16 protein-coding genes and 1 pseudogene are annotated in these 18,489 nt (G+C 71.6%); 12 read left to right on the plus strand and 5 right to left on the minus strand.

The features are described 5' to 3' along the window. Positions 1-197: 197 nt before the first annotated feature. Positions 198-2,072: a copper resistance CopC/CopD family protein gene (locus tag ACZ6TU_RS30305; protein ID WP_469552247.1), complete on the plus strand. Its 1,875-nt coding sequence runs from the start codon at positions 198-200 to the stop codon at positions 2,070-2,072. On the opposite strand, the gene ACZ6TU_RS30310 is transcribed toward ACZ6TU_RS30305, so the two are convergent. Further along, a complete protein-coding gene (locus ACZ6TU_RS30310; RefSeq protein WP_469552187.1) occupies positions 1,972-2,943 on the minus strand; it encodes a DUF72 domain-containing protein in 972 nt (323 codons plus the stop codon). The genes ACZ6TU_RS30305 and ACZ6TU_RS30310 overlap by 101 nt on opposite strands. A 192-nt stretch (positions 2,944-3,135) precedes the next feature. Between ACZ6TU_RS30310 and ACZ6TU_RS30315 the strand changes: the two genes are divergently transcribed. From ACZ6TU_RS30315 to ACZ6TU_RS30335, 5 genes are all read left to right on the plus strand, one after another. Next, positions 3,136-5,595, plus strand: coding sequence for a SpoIIE family protein phosphatase (locus tag ACZ6TU_RS30315; protein ID WP_467677869.1), 2,460 nt, complete (start codon positions 3,136-3,138; stop codon positions 5,593-5,595). 13 nt (positions 5,596-5,608) lie between these two features. After that, the gene (locus ACZ6TU_RS30320) at positions 5,609-6,067 is read left to right on the plus strand and encodes a DUF4383 domain-containing protein (protein WP_469552188.1); all 459 of its coding nucleotides are present in this window, start codon (positions 5,609-5,611) and stop codon (positions 6,065-6,067) included. A 19-nt stretch (positions 6,068-6,086) separates the two neighbouring features. Next, the gene (locus ACZ6TU_RS30325) at positions 6,087-6,554 is read left to right on the plus strand and encodes an MSMEG_6728 family protein (protein ID WP_469552190.1); all 468 of its coding nucleotides are present in this window, start codon (positions 6,087-6,089) and stop codon (positions 6,552-6,554) included. A gap of 132 nt (positions 6,555-6,686) precedes the next feature. Then, entirely contained in the window at positions 6,687-8,876 is a 2,190-nt protein-coding gene (locus ACZ6TU_RS30330; RefSeq protein ID WP_467677863.1) for a hypothetical protein, read from the plus strand. Positions 8,877-8,881: 5 nt separating this feature from the next. After that, positions 8,882-10,504, plus strand: a complete 1,623-nt coding sequence (locus ACZ6TU_RS30335; protein ID WP_467677861.1) for an ABC transporter substrate-binding protein — start codon at positions 8,882-8,884, stop codon at positions 10,502-10,504. Between the two features lie 6 nt (positions 10,505-10,510). Here ACZ6TU_RS30335 and ACZ6TU_RS30340 read toward each other — a convergent pair whose 3' ends face one another. Continuing rightward, positions 10,511-10,867 carry a PRC-barrel domain-containing protein gene (locus tag ACZ6TU_RS30340; protein ID WP_467677859.1) on the minus strand — a complete coding sequence of 119 codons (357 nt, stop codon included), beginning with the start codon at positions 10,865-10,867 and terminating at the stop codon, positions 10,511-10,513. A gap of 456 nt (positions 10,868-11,323) precedes the next feature. Between ACZ6TU_RS30340 and ACZ6TU_RS30345 the strand changes: the two genes are divergently transcribed. From ACZ6TU_RS30345 to ACZ6TU_RS30365, 5 genes are all read left to right on the plus strand, one after another. Next, positions 11,324-12,682, plus strand: a complete 1,359-nt coding sequence (locus tag ACZ6TU_RS30345; protein ID WP_467677857.1) for an ice-binding family protein — start codon at positions 11,324-11,326, stop codon at positions 12,680-12,682. A gap of 162 nt (positions 12,683-12,844) precedes the next feature. Continuing rightward, complete coding sequence (locus tag ACZ6TU_RS30350; RefSeq protein WP_467677855.1) at positions 12,845-13,534, plus strand: DUF5819 family protein; 690 nt, start codon at positions 12,845-12,847, stop codon at positions 13,532-13,534. Continuing rightward, the gene (locus tag ACZ6TU_RS30355; protein ID WP_467677853.1) at positions 13,524-14,669 is read left to right on the plus strand and encodes an HTTM domain-containing protein; all 1,146 of its coding nucleotides are present in this window, start codon (positions 13,524-13,526) and stop codon (positions 14,667-14,669) included. Before ACZ6TU_RS30350 ends, ACZ6TU_RS30355 begins: the two co-directional genes overlap by 11 nt. Before the next feature lie 75 nt (positions 14,670-14,744). Next, positions 14,745-15,080: an ArsR/SmtB family transcription factor gene (locus tag ACZ6TU_RS30360; RefSeq protein ID WP_467677851.1), complete on the plus strand. Its 336-nt coding sequence runs from the start codon at positions 14,745-14,747 to the stop codon at positions 15,078-15,080. Then, on the plus strand, positions 15,080-15,793 hold the full coding sequence (locus ACZ6TU_RS30365; RefSeq protein WP_467677849.1) for a cation efflux transmembrane domain-containing protein: 714 nt from the start codon (positions 15,080-15,082) through the stop codon (positions 15,791-15,793). The genes ACZ6TU_RS30360 and ACZ6TU_RS30365 overlap by 1 nt, the downstream gene beginning before the upstream one ends. Before the next feature lie 48 nt (positions 15,794-15,841). Here ACZ6TU_RS30365 and ACZ6TU_RS30370 read toward each other — a convergent pair whose 3' ends face one another. Both ACZ6TU_RS30370 and ACZ6TU_RS30375 read right to left on the minus strand, forming a co-directional pair. Further along, a complete protein-coding gene (locus ACZ6TU_RS30370) occupies positions 15,842-16,309 on the minus strand; it encodes an ArsI/CadI family heavy metal resistance metalloenzyme (protein WP_467677847.1) in 468 nt (155 codons plus the stop codon). 28 nt (positions 16,310-16,337) lie between these two features. Then, on the minus strand, positions 16,338-17,717 hold the full coding sequence (locus tag ACZ6TU_RS30375; RefSeq protein WP_467677845.1) for an FAD-dependent oxidoreductase: 1,380 nt from the start codon (positions 17,715-17,717) through the stop codon (positions 16,338-16,340). A 135-nt stretch (positions 17,718-17,852) separates the two neighbouring features. On the opposite strand from ACZ6TU_RS30375, the gene ACZ6TU_RS30380 reads away from it, so the two are divergent. Continuing rightward, a complete protein-coding gene (locus ACZ6TU_RS30380; protein WP_467677843.1) occupies positions 17,853-18,275 on the plus strand; it encodes an ArsR/SmtB family transcription factor in 423 nt (140 codons plus the stop codon). Between the two features lie 3 nt (positions 18,276-18,278). On the opposite strand, the pseudogene ACZ6TU_RS30385 reads toward ACZ6TU_RS30380, so the two are convergent. Then, a pseudogene (locus ACZ6TU_RS30385) lies at positions 18,279-18,442 on the minus strand (NAD(P)-binding protein); the annotation flags it as partial. Between the last annotated feature and the right edge of the window lie 47 nt (positions 18,443-18,489).

The raw sequence follows: 18,489 nt of genomic DNA on the forward strand, positions 1-18,489 counted from the left end.
GCTCCGCCGCGCGGGCGCGAACAACCCCAACGCACCCGCAGCCGCCAATCCACAGCCACCGACCTCCCCCGCTGAGCGCTGCACAACTCCCTTCCGTACATAACCGGGAGCCGTACATCCCGACCCCGGAGAACCACGTGCACCATCGGCGGAACGAGGAGCCCAATGGCGGACACCCCCGGCGACGTCAAGCCCTGGTGCTGCTCGGCACCGTGCTGGTCCTGCTCCTCTTCAGCGGAGCCCCCGCTTCCGCCCACGCCGCCCTCCGCACCACCGACCCCGACGACGGATCCGTCGTTCAGCGTGCCCCCCGCCACCTCACCCTGACCTTCACGGAGTCCGTCGGCCTGCTCGACGACTCCTTCCGGGTCTTCGGCCCGGACCAGCGCCGCGTGCACACCGGCGAGGCGAGGCACGCGGACGGCCGCTCCGACACGGCCCGGGTCGGACTGCCCGGGAAACTCGCCCAGGGCACCTACACGGTGGCCTGGCGGGTGGTGTCCGCCGACAGCCACCCGGTCTCCGGCGCCTTCACCTTCTCCGTCGGCAAACGGTCCGCGACGACCGCGCAGGTCGACACCGGTCCGGACGAGGACCTGCTCACCGGCGGTCTCTACGACGCTGCCCGCTACCTCGCCTACCTCGCCGCCGCGCTGCTCGTCGGCACGGTGGCGTTCGCGCTGCTGTGCCGGCCCCCGGACACGTCCCCGCTGCGCAGACCGCTGGTGGCGGCCTGGTGGACCCTGCTCGGCTCGACGGTCGTCCTGCTGATGCTGCGCGCCCCGTACGAGACGGGCGCGGGCCCGGCCGCGGCCTTCGACATCTCCGCCCTCGAACGCACCCTGACCAGCCGCCCGGGCCTGGCCCTGCTCGCCAGGCTGGCCGTCCTGCTGCTGACCGCCGCCCTCCTGCTGCGGCTGTCCCGGCACCGCGACCACCGGGAGCCCGTGATGCGGGCGGTGGGTGCGGCCCTGGCCGTCGCCCTGGCCCTGACCTGGGCGGCGGCCGAGCACGCCTCCGCCGGGATCCAGGTGCCGCTGGCGATGACGTCGTCCGTGCTGCACCTGGTCGCGACGGGCGTCTGGCTCGGCGGCCTCGTGGCGCTGCTCCTGACCCTGCGCCGCGCCTCCGTCGACGCCCTGACGGAGGTCGTGCCCCGCTTCTCCCGTATCGCCTTCGCCTCGGTGACCGTCCTGGCCGTCACCGGCCTCTACCAGTCCTGGCGCGGCCTCGGCTCCCTCTCGGCGCTGACCGGCACGTCGTACGGCCGGCTGCTGCTGGCCAAACTGGTCGCGGTGACCGCGCTGTTGCTGGCGGCCGGGTACTCGCGCCGGTGGACGGCCCGCCTCGCGGCACCCGCGGCCACCGCCCGGACGGCCGTACCGGAACGGGTCGCGCATCCGGTCGGCGCGGGGGCCCCGGCACAGCCGGAGGGGCCGGGGGAGTCCGGGAGGGCCGGGGAATCCGGCGCGACAGGGGAGGCCGGGGAACCGGAGAAGCCGGAAGCGCCGGAGGGACAGGAGAAGCCGTCGGGGGCGTCCGGGCCGGCTCCCGGGTCCGGCGAAGCGGACACCCGACGACGCGGTCTGCGCCGCTCCGTCCTCGTCGAAGTCGCCGTCGCCGCCGTGGTCTTGCTGATCACGACACTGCTCACCACCACGCTGCCGGGCCGGGCGCAGGCCGAGGCCGCGCAGCGGTCCCCGGCGGGCGCGCTGCCGCCCACGACCCTCGCCACGGTGCCCTTCGACACGGGCGGAAGCACCGGCACCCTGTCCGGCCGCGGCACGGTGCAGGTCACCCTGGACCCGGCCCGCGTCGGCGAGAACGGCGTCCAGGCCGTGGTCTACGGCGCCGACAAGGGGCTGGTCGTCGTCCCCGAGGTCCGCATCACGTTCACCCTCCCTTCCCGCAAGGTCGGCCCGATCGACGCCGGACTCACCGACGTCGGCGGCTACTGGAGCACCAACTCCGTCAACCTGCCCCTCGCCGGGACCTGGACGATGAAGACGACCGTGCGGGTGTCGGACGTGGATCAGGTGACGGTGGAGAAGCAGGTGCGGATCGTGCCCTAGGCAGCCTCGGTGCCGCCGTCGGCAGGTCGCCGTCGAGGAGCCGCGTCATGCACTCGGCGGCACGGACGGCGGCGTCGCCGCAGCAGTTGTTGAACAGGACGTGGACCTGTGCGGTCCGCTCGGCCAGCCGGCGCACGCGGGGCAGCCACTCGGCGAGTTCGTCCTCGCCGTACGCGTACCGGAACCGGTCCTCCTTGCTGCCGGTGCCCCAGGCGGTGCCGCGTCCGTGGAACCGTACGACGGACAGCCGGGGCGAGGTGACGGGGGTGACGGGCGGCATCGAGGAGGGCAGCGTCTGCGTCATGTCGACGGCGACCGCGGCCATGCCGTGCCGGGTGAGCAGCGCGCCCGTCGCCTCCTCCCGGCCCGGCTCCCACCACGAGGGATGCCGGAACTCCACGGCGACGGGCCACCCGCGCGTCCGCTCGGCGCACTCCTGGAGGAACGCCTCCGCCCGTTCCCCGGGCCGGAACCACGGCGGGAACTGGAACAGCACGCTCCCGAGCCGCCCGGCCTGCCGCAGCGGCTCGATCCCGGCCACGAACCGCGCCCACACCTCGTCGAGCACGGCAGGGTCCCGGTGATCGGTCGGCAGTCCGCCCGGCATCACCGCCTCCCGGGTGGGATGCCCGGTCAGCAGCGAGAACGCCTTCACGTCGAACACGAACCCGTCCGGTGTCCGCTCGGCCCACAGCCGGCTGTTCCGCTCGCTCGGCAGCGCGTAGTAGGACGCGTCGACCTCGACGACCGGGAACCGCTCGGCGTAGTGCCGTAACCGCCCCTCGGCGTCCCGCCGCCCCACCGGATACCAGCCGCTGCCGACCAGGGCCCGGTCGGTCCAGGAACACGTGCCCACCAGGATCTCGCCCATGGGGGACCGGTTACCCGGGCCGGGCAGCGGCAGGCTCGCGGCCGGGCCGGTGGCGGAACGGTAAGACCCGCCACAATCGGGTAATCAGGAGGTAACGGATATATACGGGATTACGGCTCATTCACTCGCGATTTTCCCTCGCGATTCCCCTGTGATTCCCCGCGACTCCTCCGCGAGAGCGAGATGACCGACATGGAGCAGCCCGTCACCGTCGGCCGGACCCACCGGTCGCCCGGAGCGGAACCCGAGGCCTCCGAAGCCCTCGCGGACCTTGTCGGCGAGGCCCTCACCGCTCGCGTCACCCTCGACGAGCAGGGCAGCGTGACCGGCTGGAACACGGGCGCCGAACGGCTCCTCGGATACTCGGCCCGGCAGATGACCGGCCGTCGCGCGGCGGATCTGCTGGCCGAGCCGGTCCCGGTACGGGGCGGCCTGCCCACGCTCGCCGAGCTGCCCCGGTGGAACGGCGACGTCGCGCTCCGGCACCAGGACGGCCGGAAGCTGACCGTCAGGGTCCTCGCCCACCACAGGGCCCCCGGCACCGGCGCCCCCGCCTGGCTCCTCCTCTCCCCCTTGACCCGCCGGCAGCCCCGGCCCGACCTCGACGAATCCCTCGTGAGCTGGAGCTTCGCCCAGTCCCCGTGCTGCGCCCTGGCGATCTACGACACCCGGCTCCGGCTGCGGCGGGCCAACGAGGGCATGGAGCGGGCCATGGCGCTCACCGAGGAGGAGATGCTGGGCCTGCGCGTGTCCGAGATCGTCGACGACGAGGCCGGTCAGCGGGTGGAACGCAGCATGGCCCGGGTGCTGCGGACCGGCGAGCCGCAGTACGAGGAGAACTGTCTGCGCGCCCCGGGCGAGACCCGCGAGCACGCCTGGTCGGTCTTCGAGTCCGCGCTGCGGGACGCCGAGGGAACGATCCGGGGCGTCTGTCTCTCCGCGCACGACATGACGGAGCAGTTCTGGGCCCGCAAGCGGCTCCAGCTGATCGCCGAGGCCGGACGGCGCATCGGCAGCACGCTCGACGTGGCGCGCACGGCCCAGGAGCTGACGGACGTGACCGTCCCGGCCCTGGCCGACTTCGTCAGCGTCGATCTGCTCGCCGCGCTGGACGACGTATCCGAACCGTCCGCGCAGGCCCTTGCGGCGGACGGGCCGCTGCTGCTGCGGCGGGTTGCGCTGCGGTCCGTGACCCCGGGAGCCCCGGAGGCGGTCGTGGCGCCCGGCCAGGTGGACTCCTACCCGGAGGGTTCGGCGCCCTACGAGAGCCTGCGCGCCGGACGGGCCACCCTGCACGAGGTGACCGACACGGCGTTCACGGCGTGGCTCGCACACGACCCCGCCCGTGCCGCCAGGATCCGGGCGTTCGGCATCCACTCGGTGATGACCGTCCCGCTCGTCGCCCGCGGCACCACGCTGGGAGTCGTGTTCTTCGTCCGGTACCGCAACCCCGAGACCTTCCGGCACGACGATCTGGTCCTGGCCGGGGAACTGGCGGCCAGGGCCGCGGTCAGCATCGACAACGCCCGCCGCTACACCCGGGAGCGCGCCACGGCGGTCACGCTCCAGCGCAGCCTGCTGCCGCAGCGGCTGCCCCGGCAGGCGGCCGTCGAGGTCGCGTCCCGCTATCTGCCGGCGGGCGGACACGCCGGCGTCGGCGGCGACTGGTTCGACGTCATCCCCCTCTCCGGGGCGCGGGTGGCCCTGGTCGTCGGCGACGTCGTCGGCCACGGCCTGCACGCCTCCGCGACCATGGGCCGGCTGCGCACGGCCGTACGCACCCTCGCCGACATCGACCTGCCGTGCGACGAGCTCCTCACACACCTGGACGACCTGGTCGCCCGGCTGAACGGGGAGGAGGACGGGGAGACCTCCGGGGACGTGGGCGCGACCTGCCTGTACGCCGTGTACGACCCCGTGTCGCGGCGCTGCTGCTTCGCCGGGGCCGGGCATCCGGCGCCGGCCGTGGTGAGCCCTGACGGCAGTGTCGAACTGGTCGGGCTCCCGTCCGCGCCCCCGCTCGGCGTGGGCGGCCTGCCCTACGAGGCCACCGAGACCGTCCTGCCCGAGGGCAGCCTGCTCGTCCTCTACACCAACGGCCTGATCGAGGACCGGGACCGGGACCTCGATGCCGGCGTCCACCGGCTGCGGGAGGCCCTCGCCTGCCCGGCGCCCTCACTGGACGCCCTGTGCGACACCGTGCTGGCCGACCTGCTGCCGCAGCGCCCGGCCGATGACGTGGCCCTGCTCGTCGCCCGCACCCGTGCGCTCGACGCGAGCCAGGTCGCCACCTGGGCGGTGCCGGACGACCCGTCCGCGGTCGCCCAGACCCGCAAGGACGTGGTGGGGCAGATGGAGAGCTGGGGGCTGTCCGACGCGGTCTTCGTCACCGAACTGGTCGTCAGCGAACTCGTCACCAACGCCATCCGGCACGCGGAACCACCGATCCAGCTTCGCCTGATCCGCGACAACACCCTGATCTGCGAGGTCTCCGACGGCGGCAACACCGCTCCCCACCTGCGGCGCGCCCGCACCTACGACGAGGGCGGGCGCGGCCTGCTCCTCGTGGCCCAGCTGACCGGGCGCTGGGGCACCCGCCAGGGCGCCATGGGCAAGACCATCTGGGCGGAACAGACACTGTCTCTCCCGTGAGGATCGACCGGTCATGACCACACACACTTCCCACCGTGCCGCCGCGGCGCCCGTGCGGCGGGCCGCCCAACTGGTGGGCGTCGTCTTCCTCCTGGTGGGCGTGCTGGGGTTCGTCCCCGGCGTCACCACCGACTACGACTCCATGGAGTTCGCCTCCCACGAGTCGGGCGCCGAGCTGCTGGGCCTGTTCCAGGTCTCGGTCCTGCACAACCTCGTGCACCTGGCCTACGGTCTCGCCGGCCTGGCCCTCGCCCGCACGGCCGCCGCAGCGTACTCCTACCTGTTGGTCGGCGGCGCCGTCTACCTGGTGCTGTGGGTCTACGGCCTGTCCGTCGGCCATGACAGCGATGCCAACTTCGTTCCCCTCAACGCCGCGGACGACTGGCTGCACTTCGCCCTGGGCATCGTGATGATCGCCCTGGCTCTGGCCCTCGGCCGCCGCCGCCCGACCCGCACCGGCGCGGAGCGGTAGGCACCGGGGACGGGACGGCGTGCAGACCTTCCTGCCCTACCCCGGCTTCCGGGAGTCGGCCCTGGTACTGGACCGCCGCCGGCTCGGCAAACAGCGGGTCGAGGCGTTGCAGGTGCTGCGCGGCCTGGTCGTGCCGGGGTACGGCTGGCGCCACCACCCTGCGGTCCGGATGTGGGCCGGATACGAGGAGGCACTCGTCCGCTACGGCCTGGAGATCTGCCGCGTCTGGCGCGAAAGGGGCCACCAGGACAGCTGCGCGGCCACCCTGGTCGCCGACCTCGCGGCGACCCGCCCGCACGCCCCGGTCCGCGACCAGCACATCCTGGCGGCCGAGGGCGAACTTCCCCCCTGGCTGGGCGACGCCCCCTTCCACCACAGCCACCGCTCGGCCCTCGTCCGCAAGGACCCCTCCACCTACGCGGACCTCTTCCCCGGCGTTCCCGACGACCTGCCGTACGTGTGGCCCGCGTCGGACCGGCCCGCTTAGGCACTACGGCCAACTTCCTTCCATGCAGCCCCCGTTGTCCGATCGGGCCGTTCCGTGTTCCACTGGATCTTTTCTGGCACATCGGTCACCGGTCACCCGCTCCCGGGCGGGCAGGCACTCCATGGGGGGTCCGTGTGTGAAGAACTGGGATTCGAGAAACTCCTCGGCGAGGAGGGCTTTTTCGCACGGCTGCTGGGGCGTGCGCCCTCGGGGGCCGGCCGGGACCTGCTGTACGGCCCCGACCTGCCCGTCGTGCTGCTCACCGGCGGTCCGGGCATGGGGAAGGGCCGGCTGCTGCGCGCCGTGCGGGACCGTTTCGCCGCCAAGGTGCCGGTGATCCACCTGGACTGTGCCTCCCCGGTGTACGCCGACCGCGCGGACCCGGAGCCCGGCGCCCGCTCGGCCACGACCGAGGCCCTGGTCGAGGTGGCCCGGCGGCTGTGCACCTGGCAGGGGACAGGCGGCTCGTTCGCCTTCCCGCGTCTCTTCGCGGGCCTGGCAATGATCGCGACGGGCGTCGCGGAGGGCACGCCCGAGGCGGTCGCGACGGAGGCCGAACGGTACGAGGACCTGCCCCAGAAGCAACGCCTGCGCGGCCTGGGCGCCGGCGACTTCTGGCGCGGCGTCCTGCGCGGCACGATCCGCAACCTGTTGACCACCCTCGGGCAGGCGCTCGACCCGTACTCGGCGGCCGTGAGCAACGCCCTCCTGGACGCCCTCTTCGAGAGCCTGGCCCCCCGGGGCAGAGCGGAACTGGGCCGGATCTACGGCGCCTATCCCGGCGCCGCCGGCCAGCCCAGGATCGGGCTGCGCATCCTCGCCGCCGACTTCCGGGCCGGCGGCGAGGCACGTGAGGTCGCGGAGAGCTTCCTCTTCCGGGCCCTGCGCGAGGACTTGGAGGCGGCGTACGCCTCACCCTCCGGCTGGCTGCGCCGGGTCGGCCGCCCGGGTCTGCTGCTGGACCACGCCGAGTCGCCCCTGGGCGAGCAGTTGCTGCGCGCCGTACTCACCGACCGCCGGGGCGGACAGCGCGACCGCGTGGTCATCGTCGGCACGGCACGCCGGCCGAACGGCGGCGCCTTCCTGCACGGCGGCCTGCCGCCCGAGGAGGTGACGCCCTCGGCGGAGTACCGCCCCGCCGACGGCGCCCCGCCCGCCTGGTCCCGCCGTACGGACGAAGGCGCGGACCGGGCGCCCCTGGCCGACGGCGTGCTCCTGCTGCGGATGCCGCTGCTCACCGGCGACCAGCTCCGCCGGGAGACCGTACGAAGACAGCAGCGCGCCGAGCCGGAGGGCGGCACGAACCGCCGCCGTATCGACGCCGCCGTGGCACGGCTGAGCGGCGGCCGGCCGCACACCGTGACCCGCCTGGCCGAAGCCGCGGCCGCTTTCCGCATGCCGCCGGACGCCAACGACCGGGACATCCTGGACGCCCCGTTACGGCTCCCCGGCGACGGCACCCTCGAACGCCCCGTCGCGGACGTGCTCCTGCGGGACCTGATCCTCGACCAGTTACCGGTACGGCTCCCGACCGAGCACCACGCCCACTGGCTCGACCTCCTCACCCACCTGTCGCTGGCACACGACACGGAGTGCGCGGACGTCCTGCTCCGCCACCACCAGCAGGGCCACGTCCACCACCTGACCGCCCATCACGTCTCCCGGCTCCTCACCGACACGGGATGGCCGAGCTGCGAACGCCACTTCATAGGCGACTTCGGCCTCCGCCAACTGCTCGTGCACCGGCTGTACGGACTGCACCCCGACGGCGCCGCCTGGTACGCCGACCACCACCTCCTGCGCGACCACTACACGCGACGGGCGGAGGCGGAGGCGGAGGCGGGGGGCCAGGGCGACGGAGCCCCGGGCGGCAGCGCCTTCCGCTCCCTCACCACCCACCGCATGAACCACCACCTGGTCTCCGGCGGCGTGGACGACGTCGTCAGCCACCTCGCCGCCACACTCCCCGGCCGTCCCCGCGAGTGGTGCGCGGATCTCCTGGAGATCGCCCAGGCGCCGTACCCGAGTGGGGCGGACGCCCGGCGGGACCGCGCCCAGGGCCTGGTGCCGGTGGACGGCCCACCGCTGCGCCGCACCGTCGACCAGCTGCTGCACGCGGTATGGCTGTGCGAGGAACGGACCAGGCCGACCGGCAAGGAGACCGCCCGCACACTCGCCAAGCTGCTGGACCTGCTCTCGATCATGGACTTCGAGGGCGCGGGGCTGCTCAGCAGGACGGCGACGGACTGGAGCGGCCTCGCGGAGAACGAACAGCCCCTGCTGCGCTGCACCTGTACCGAACAGCTCCGGCGAAGGAGATGACGGGCATGCCCAGATGGCGGAAGATCCTCTTCTCACTGTTGGGCGCCGTGGCGCTCGCGGCAGGCTTCGTGTTCGTCTACTCACTCCTCACCAGGCCGGACACCTGCGCGGACGGCGTGGAGCGGATCGACGGCGAGTGCGTCGGCGTCAACGGCGAGGGCTACGACTTCGGCACCCCGGAGATCACTGACGTGGCCCAGGCCATCGCAAGCGAAAACCGGAAAATTGAGGACGAGAAGCAGCCGTACGTCACGGTCGCGATGATGCTGCCGCTCCAGTCGGACAGGGAGGCTCTGCGCCGGCAGATGCGCAGCGACCTCCAAGGCGCGTACCTGGGACAGCGCCAGGCCAACGCGGGCGAGGGAGAACTCCCGAAGATCCGCCTGGTGCTGGCCAATCCCGGGCAGGACTACGGCCGTCAGTCGAAGGTCGTCGACACCCTGCTGCGGATGGCCGCCTCACCCGAGGACCGGCTGCGCGCGGTCACCGGCTTCAACCTGAGCCTCGCCGCCACGGAGACGGCCGTCGCCCGCCTGACCGAGAACAAGATCCCGGTGCTCGCCGCCCGGATCAGCGGAGACCGGATCGCCAACGAGGACCGGCCGGACGGGATGGCGAAGCTCCACTTCCCCGGCCTCGCCCGCATCCTCCCCACCAACCACGACGCGGCCCAGGCCCTGGCCAACTTCAACGGCGAGCGCGGCCGCCAGAACCTCAGGACGGTCCTGGTCTTCGACAAACGCCCGGACGGCTACAACGAGTCGCTGGCGAAGGCCTTCAGCAGGATCGAGGAGAAGGGTCCGGCCGGCCCCGCCGCGATGTCCTTCGAGTCCCCGTCGATCGACGAGGCGGGCTCGACCGGCAACCAGTTCACCCAGACGGCCAACAACATCTGCGACTCCCGGGCCGACACGATCTACTTCGCGGGCCGCACCCTCCACCTGCGCATCTTCGCGCTGAAGCTCGCCGAGGTGGGCTGCAAGGACCGCCACTACACCATCGTCAGCGGTTCCGACGCGGCCTCGCTGCGGCAGGACATGACGGAGAAGGACTGGGCCCGACTCCGCGGCGACGACGGCAGGGCGAAGGTGACGGTGCAGTACGCGGCCCCCGCCCACCCCGACGCCTGGACGACGGAACTGGCGTCCTGGACGAAGAAGTACACGGCGACCCACCACCGCAAGCCGGCCGAGCAGGACCTTCCCCAGTACCTGACCGAACCGAAAGCAGCCCTGGACACCCTCAGGCAGCAGATCGGCACGACCCGGAGCGAGGGCATAGAACTGGGCTCCACCCCGAACCTGGACGACTCCCGGACGATGCTCGTCCACGACGGCCTCATCACCATCGGCAAGGCCCTCCACCAGGCCCAGAAGAACGACCCGGAATCGGTCCCCACCCGCGAGGACGTAGGCCGCCAGTGGCCCCTCCTCCAGTCCCGCCACCGCGTCCAGGGCACCAGCGGCCTGATCTGCCTGACCACAGGCGGCAACGCCTACGACAAACCGGCCGCGATAGTCGAACTGGACCCGGGCCGAAAGGGCCCCGGCACCCTGAGGTTCGTCGGCCTGGGCTGGCCGACAGGCAAGCCGCAACCGGAGAACTGCGTGATCCCCAGCAGCAGGTAGCCGCGGTCAGCGGCGGGCGAGCTGGCGTTCGCCGCCCGCGCCGGTCTGGTAGGGCATGTCGTAGTGCTGGAAGATCGCTCGTTCCGACTCGGCGGGCAGGATGTCGTCCATGCCGAGGGAGGGTGCCTTCTTCACCAGCGTCTTGGTGTAGGAGACCTTGACGTAGCCGGGTCCGACGATTGCCTCGTCGAGGGGTACGAAGGCCAGGTGGTGGCGGGTGGGGAGTCCGGTGCGGACCGTGGCCATGGCCGGTTCGTCGGTGGTGGTGTCGACGTAGACCGCTTCGAGCACGCCGATCTTGTGCCCCTTCGGGTCGACGACGCTGTGGTTGCGCCACTCGCGGATGTCGGCTGAATGGATCATGGCCTGCCTCCTGAGCCGTCGATCCGGGCCGGTGCGAGCGCCCCCCTGCGGGCCGTCGCGGCCCGCCGAGCCCGGGGGCCCTCTGTGCTCCCAGGCTATCGGGGAACTCCCGCATTGGGCCCTCGCGCGGCGACGGTATTCCAAGTGCAACCGGAGTGATCAGCGGCTCACCGGTCGGGTGCGGCCTGCGCACAGCAGCGCTTCGGATTCCCCGTAGGCATGATCCGACGCACGGCCGGTCATTCGAATTCAAGTGATTTTCGTAGCGCTGTGCGCCGTTCGAATGATCGGAAATTTTCCCGTCTTGTTCAAGCTTGTTCAAGCCGGTTGCAAGGATATTTCTGCGTAATATGCGGCGGCAGTAACAGCAATAAGGCTTCCCGGGTGATCGGTAGGGCCCGGTACGCCATGGCCCCCACAGGAAATGGCCTTTAGATGAAGCTGAAAATCCCTCACGTGGCTGACCGGCGTTCCCTGTCCGGCGTGCTGGCCTCAGCCCTCGCAGCGACGGTTGCCGCCGTGATGGTCGCCGTGACGCCGACACCGGCGCTGGCCGTCGCGACGGACCCAGAACTGGGCACAGCGGAGACCTACTCCGTTCTGGCAGGTCAGTCAGTCACCAACACCGGCCCGACCGTGCTCGGACAGAACCTCGGGACGTACCCGAATGCCGCCGCTACCGCCATCACCGGATTCCCGCCCGGAGAGGTGGGCGGTGAGATTCATCGCGGGGACGGCCACGCCCAGCAGGCCCAGAGCGACCTGACACAGGCGTACATCCGCGCGGCCCTTCAGGCTCCAGACCAGGCGCTTGATCCGGTGATCGGCGAGGAGCAGACGCTGGAAGCGGGCGTCTACCGCGCATCCAGCAGTGTCCAGATCAACGGCGCCCTGACCCTGGACGCTGAAGGAGACCCCGATGCCGTCTGGGTCTTCCAGATCCCTTCGACCCTGATCACGGCATCGGGCAGCGAGATCATCCTCACGAACGGCGCTTCGCCGTGCAACGTGTTCTGGCAGGTCGGGAGCTCCGCCACCCTCGGCACCAACTCCACCTTCGTGGGCACCATCATGGCTCTGCAGTCGATCACCGCCGCCACGGGTGCGAGCGTCGAGGGCCGGGCGCTCGCCCGTAACGCCTCCGTGACGCTCGACAGCAACCAGATCTTCCTCGAAGGGTGCGCGACCTCCACGGACGGTGGTGCCACGGACGGTGGTGCCACGAACGGGGGCGCCACGGACGGCGGTGCCACGGACGGCGGTGCCACGAACGGGGGCGCCACGAACGGCGGTGCCACGGACGGGGGCGCCACGGACGGGGGCGCCACGGACGGGGGCGCCACGGACGGCGGTGCCACGAACGGCGGGCTCCCCGGCAGCAACGCCGGTAGCTTGGCCGGGAGCTCCGCCGGCAACTGGGCCGGGAACTCCGCCGGCAGCTCGGCCGGGGACACCGCGGGCAACTCGGCCGGGAGCTCCGCGGGCGCCTCGGCCGGGAACACGGTCGGCGGGAACGGTGACGACGACGAGCCGGGCCGCCCGGACCACGACGACAGGCCCGATCACGGCAAGCACGACGACGGAAAGAACTCCGAAGACGGCAAGCCCGACGACGGAAAGAACTCCGAAGACGGCAAGCCCGACCACGGAAAGAACTCCGAAGACGGCAAGCCCGACCACGGAAAGAACTCCGAAGACGGCAAGCCCGACCACGGAAAGAACTCCGATCACGGCAAGTCCGACGAGCACTTCGGCTACGCCGAGAAGCCCAAGGGCTACGAGGGCGACGACCACTCCAAGGGCCACGACGCCTAGGCAACGCACTGCGGTCAGCCCGCTCACCTGATGACGGCGCGCGGCGGACTTCTCATCGAGTCCGCCGGGCGCCGTCGAGGGCAGTCAGCGAAAAACCCCGACGTGAGCAGCTGATGTGGGAAAGGCAGGTAGGCGATGTCGAGCGGAATTGACGCAGCGGACGTGAAGGAAATCCAGTATTCCGAACCCGGTCCGGCCGCGCAGGAATGTCCTGACGCCACGGCCGCGCCGCCCAAGTTGCCGAGAGGTGCCCGTGTACTCAAAGCAGGGCTGTGCGCCGCGGTGCTCCTGTGTCTGGCGGCGAGCGTCGTCCACGTGCTTCTGGTGTTCCTCCATGTGGCACCGGCCAACACCGTCTCCAAGCGATACGGCCCCCAGATCAATGCATGGGTGTTCCCCTTCTTCGAACAGAATTGGCGGCTTTTCGCCCCGGACCCGGAATCCGTCAACCGGCAGATTCTGGCGAGAACCGCCCACACCGACTCCGACGGATCGGTTCAGGTGAGCCCCTGGTTCGACCTGAGCGCCGTGGACGGCTCCGCGGTCGAACACCATGTGTTCCCGAGCCACACGACGCAGAACATGTTGCGTCGGGCCTGGTCCGGCTACGTCCACTCGCACGGCGGAGACGACAGGGCGCGCACACAACGCGCACGGATGATGCGGACGTACCTGACCAACATCGCCGCGGACCGCGTCGCCGCCCACAAGGGCGGCACTTTCGACTTCGTTCAGCTCCGCGTCCTCACACTGCCCGTCGCCGCGCCCGGTTCCGCGGTCGGCGATCGCCCGCAGAAGCCGGTCGAGAACCGGCTTCTGCCCTGGTGGAAGGTGACCCGCCATGCACAATGAGGCGCAGAGGACGACGCTCACCGGCGCCGACCGGTGGCTCGGCGACCGGATGACCGCGATGTGGAACCTCCTGACCGGGCGGCCGGTGTCCCTGTACGCCGCGTCGATGCTGCGCATCGGCTACGGGCTGCTCTACCTGATCTTCCTGCTGCGTGAGTTCCCGCACCGGGACGAGATCTGGGGCCCCGGAGCACCGTGGACGCCCGCCTTGGCTCACGAGCTCTACGAGGAGACGGGCTGGTTCAGCATCCTGGCCCTGTCCGACGGCCGCGCCTACTTCGAGCTCTGCTACGGGCTGGCGGTCGTCACGTCCGCGCTGTTCACGCTGGGCTGGCGGACCCGCGTCATGTCCGTCCTCTTCGCCGTCGTGGTGGCCTCGTTCCATGCCCGGGCGATCTTCATGACGGACGGGGGCGACAACCTGGTCCTGCTGATGGCCCTCTACCTCGTCCTCACCGCCTGCGGCCGACGCTGGTCCCTGGACGCGCGCAGAAACAGGCTGAAGGCGGTTCCGGCCACCAGCACGCCGCAACCGCCGAGGAGCCTCCTCGCACGGCAGCTCCGCGACGCCCGAACCACCTTGGTCACGGTGGTGCACAACTGCGGCATGCTCGTCATCGCGGCACAGGTCTGTCTTCTCTACGGATCAGCCGGCCTGTACAAGGTCCAGGGCGATTCCTGGGGCAGCGGCACCGCTCTCCACTACGCACTGAACCTCGAACTCTTCCAGCCCTGGCCCGCGCTCTCCCACTTCGTGGACGAGCGCACGCTCTTGATCGCCGTCGTCGGCTACATGACCGTGCTCTTGCAGGTGGCCTTCCCGTTCGTGCTCTTCGGCAGGCTCAAGTACCCCGTTCTCACCCTGCTGCTGGGCATGCACATCGGCATCGCCGTGCTCATGGGGCTGCCTCTCTTCTCCGGCGCCATGATTGTCGCGGACGCCGTGTTCCTTCCCGACCGCTTCTACACCTCCCTGCCCCGCCTCTGCCGACGCGTGTTGCGGCGGACGGACAGCGGGCGGCCGGTGCCAGGACGAGCGGAAGGATCCGGCGCCGTACCCGCGCAAGCCGGGCCCGTCGGCGCACTCGGCTCGAAGCAACTCGGCTCGAAGCATCGAGTCCCTCAGGCCCCCTGAGAGGTTCTCGGGCTACGGGCCCCCGGACGACAGTCCATGGTTTCGTGAATTCAGAGATCGATGTACTGTCGTTCCATGCTTACTGTTGCCCCCGACATCGAAGTGCTGGCCCGCTTCGGCCGCGCGCTGGCCGACCCGATCCGCTGCCGCATCCTGCTCGCGCTGCGCGAGGCCCCGGCCTACCCCGCCGACCTCGCCGACGTCCTCGGCATCTCGCGCACCCGGCTCTCGAACCACCTCGCATGCCTGCGGGACTGCGGACTGGTCGTCACCGCGCCCGACGGCCGCCGCACCCGCTACGAACTGGCCGACGAGCGTCTCGGCCACGCACTGGACGACCTGCGTGCAGCCGTGGTGGCTGTCGAGACCGACCGCACCTGTGCGGAGGCCGGCGACAAGGGATGCTGCTGATGGCCGCGATATCCCTGGGACCCTCCCCGGCCCGCCGAGACGTGCTGGCCCGCCGGATACGTCTGCTGGTCGCGGCGACGATCACCTACAACGTCGTCGAGGCGATCGTCGCGATCACCGCCGGCACCCTCGCCTCCTCGACCGCCCTGATCGGCTTCGGCCTGGACTCGGTCGTCGAGGTCTCCTCCGCCGCCGCGGTGGCCTGGCAGTTCTCCGCCCGTGAGCACGCCGTGCGCGAGGCGCGGGAGAAGACGACCCTGCGGATCATCGCGGTGTCGTTCTTCGCGCTCGCCGCCTACGTCACGGTGGACGCCGTCCGTGCGCTGACGGGGGTGGGGGAGGCGGAGCGTTCCATCCCCGGCATCGTGCTCGCGGCGCTCTCCCTCGCGGTCATGCCGTTCCTGTCAGCAGCCCAACGCCGCGCGGGCCGTGAACTGGGCTCCGCCAGTGCGGTCGCCGACTCCAAGCAGACCCTGCTGTGCACGTACCTCTCGGCCGTGCTCCTGGCCGGCCTGGTTCTCAACGCCACCCTCGGCTGGTCCTGGGCCGACCCCATAGCCGCCCTCGTCATCGCGGCCATCGCCGTCAGGGAAGGCCGCGACGCCTGGCAGGGCAAGGGCTGCTGCGCGCCCTCGGCTGTTGCGGCCCCGGTCATCGGTGCTGATGTGGACGGGGGGTGCGGCTGCCGCCCAGGCTGCGATTGCTGTGACTGACCCCGTACCGGTCACGGCCTCGCTGGTGCGGTGGGCGGTATCGGCGGATCAGCAGCAGCCGCCCGCGACGGCCGGTCCCTTCGAGCCGGTGCCGGCCGAGGCAGGGTCGGTGCAGCAGGTGCTGTCCTGCTGCTTGGCCAGGGAACCGGCGTCGGCCTTGACGACGTACACCTCCCAGGGTTCCTGGCCGGGGCCGTGGACCCAGACCTTGTCCTGGAGGGCGTAGCAACAGGTGGTGTCGTTCTCCTCGTCGGTGGACAGGCCCGCCTCGCCCAGGCGGGCGGTGGCGGCGTGCACCGCCTCGGTCGTCCCGACCTCGACACCGAGGTGGTCCATGCGGGTCGCCTCGCCCGCGGTGCCTTCGATGAGAACGAGCTTCAGCGGGGGCTCGGCGATGGCGAAGTTGGCGTAGCCGTCGCGGAGTTTGGCGGGCTCGATGCCGAAGAGCTTCGTGTAGAAGGCCACGGACTCGGCGAGGTCGGGGACACGGAGGGCGAGCTGTACACGGGATGTCATGGCGAACCTCCTGGAGTGGATGGGGAGTTCAGCAGCCGCCGGAGGCGGTGGCCGGGGCGCCGGTGCCGATCTGCAAGGTGGCCGGGGCGGCGCAGCAGCCTCCGTCCTGGCCCGGGGTCGCGTCGGGCTCGTCGAACAGGCCGGCCCCGCCGCACACACCGGTCTCCGGCAGGGTCAGCTCGACGCGCTCGGCGGCCTCACGGTCTCCGGCGATCGCGGCGGTGACGGAGCGGACCTGCTCGTAGCCGGTCATCGCGAGGAACGTGGGCGCGCGGCCGTAGGACTTCATGCCGACCAGGTAGACACCCTGCTCCGGGTGGGAGAGCTCGTTCACGCCGTGCGGGTAGACGGTGCCGCAGGAGTGGACGTTGGGGTCGATGAGCGGGGCCAGGGTGGTGGGCGCCTGGAGGCGGTCGTCCAGACCGAGGCGGAGTTCGGAGAGGAAGGACAGGTCCGGGCGGAGACCGGTCAGGACGATGACCTCGTCGACCGGTTCGAGGCGGCTCCCGTCCTCGGCGACCAGGACCAGCTGGGCACCGTCCTGCTCGACGGCCTGCGTACGGAACCCGGTGACCGCGCTCGCGTGGCCTTCCTCCACCGCCGCCTTGGCGCGCAGGCCCAGGGCGCCGCGAGCGGGCAGCTGGTCGGCCTCGCCGCCGCCGAACGTGGAGCCGGTCATGGCACGGCGCAGGATCCACACCGCGTGCGTGCCCGGCTCCTCCTTCGCCAGGTCGGCGAGGTCGGCGAGGGCGGTGAAGGCGGAGGCGCCGGAGCCGACCACGGCGGTGCGCCTGCCCGCGTGGCGGGCGCGTACGACCGGGTCGCCCAGGTCGGGAACGCGGTAGGAGATGTGTCCGGCGGCGGCCTTCTCGCCGAGGGCGGGCAGACCGTCGGCGCCCAGCGGGCTCGGGGTGGACCAGGTGCCGGAGGCGTCGATGACGGCGCGGGCGCTGACCCGTTCCTCGCGGCCGTCGGCCCGCAGGATGTGCACGGCGAAGGGCTGCTCGTCGCGGCCGGAGTCGACGACGCGGTCGCGTCCGGCGCGGGCGACGCCGGTCACGGTGGCGCCGTAGCGGACCTTGTCGCCGAGGGCGTCGGCGAGGGGCTGCAGGTAGTTCTCGGCCCAGTCGCCGCCGGTGGGGTACGCGGAGCCGTCCGGGCGGGTCCAGCCGGTCGGGGCGAGGAGCTTCTCCGCCGCCGGGTCGGTGACCTCGGACCAGGTCGAGAACAGCCGCACGTGCGCCCACCCGCGTACCGCCGTGCCGGCCGACGGCCCGGCCTCCAGGACCAGCGGTTGCAGGCCGCGCTCGACGAGGTGGGCCGCGGCGGCCAGGCCGATGGGGCCGGCTCCGATGACCACGACGGGCAGCTGGTCGGTGGTGGGCACGTTGTTGATCGACACGGCCACGAGGTTCCCCTTTGATTCGACATCCGTCGATGGCTTGTGTGCTCAGCATGGCACCTGCTTCGATAAGCGTCAACATAGACATTCATCGAATCATGCCCCTGGCCTCTTTGGTTCGACGTATGTCAACATCGATTCATGTCACATACCAGGGTGCTGCCGCTGCTGGAATCCGAGGTCCCGGAGGGCGTGGCGCCGTGCTGTCCGCCCCTCACGGAGCGTCCGTTCACCGCTGGGGAGGCCGAAACGGCCGCGCGGATGTTCAAGGCCCTGGGGGACCCGGTGCGGCTGCGGCTGTTCTCGGCGGTGGCCTCGCACGAGGGCGGCGAGGCGTGCGTGTGCGACATCTCCGATGTCGGCGTCTCGCAGCCGACCGTCTCCCACCACCTGAAGAAGCTGAAGGAGGCCGGGCTGCTGACCTCGGAGCGGCGCGGGACCTGGGTCTACTACCGCGTCGAGCCGTCCGTGCTGGCCGCGATGGGCAAGCTGCTGACCAGTGCTCCGGCCGTAGCCCGACCCGCCATCGGAAACGCGGAGGCGGGGCAGGTCCAGTCGCCGTAGCCCAAGGGACGAGAAGGCGGCGGGGGAGGGCAAGTGCAGTGAGTCCCAGGCGTGTTGCCAGGCGCCGCCCGGCTCGGCCTGGGCGTCGGGGGCGACGAAGTCCACCCACGAGGCGGCGCAGGTGACAGCCGGCGGCGAGCCCGCCACTGGCCGCCGCCGACGATCACCCCTGCGGGTGCCGGGCGGCCGTCACGAGGTCCGCACCATGCCGGCG

The organism is Streptomyces sp. NPDC052064, assembly GCF_055585925.1.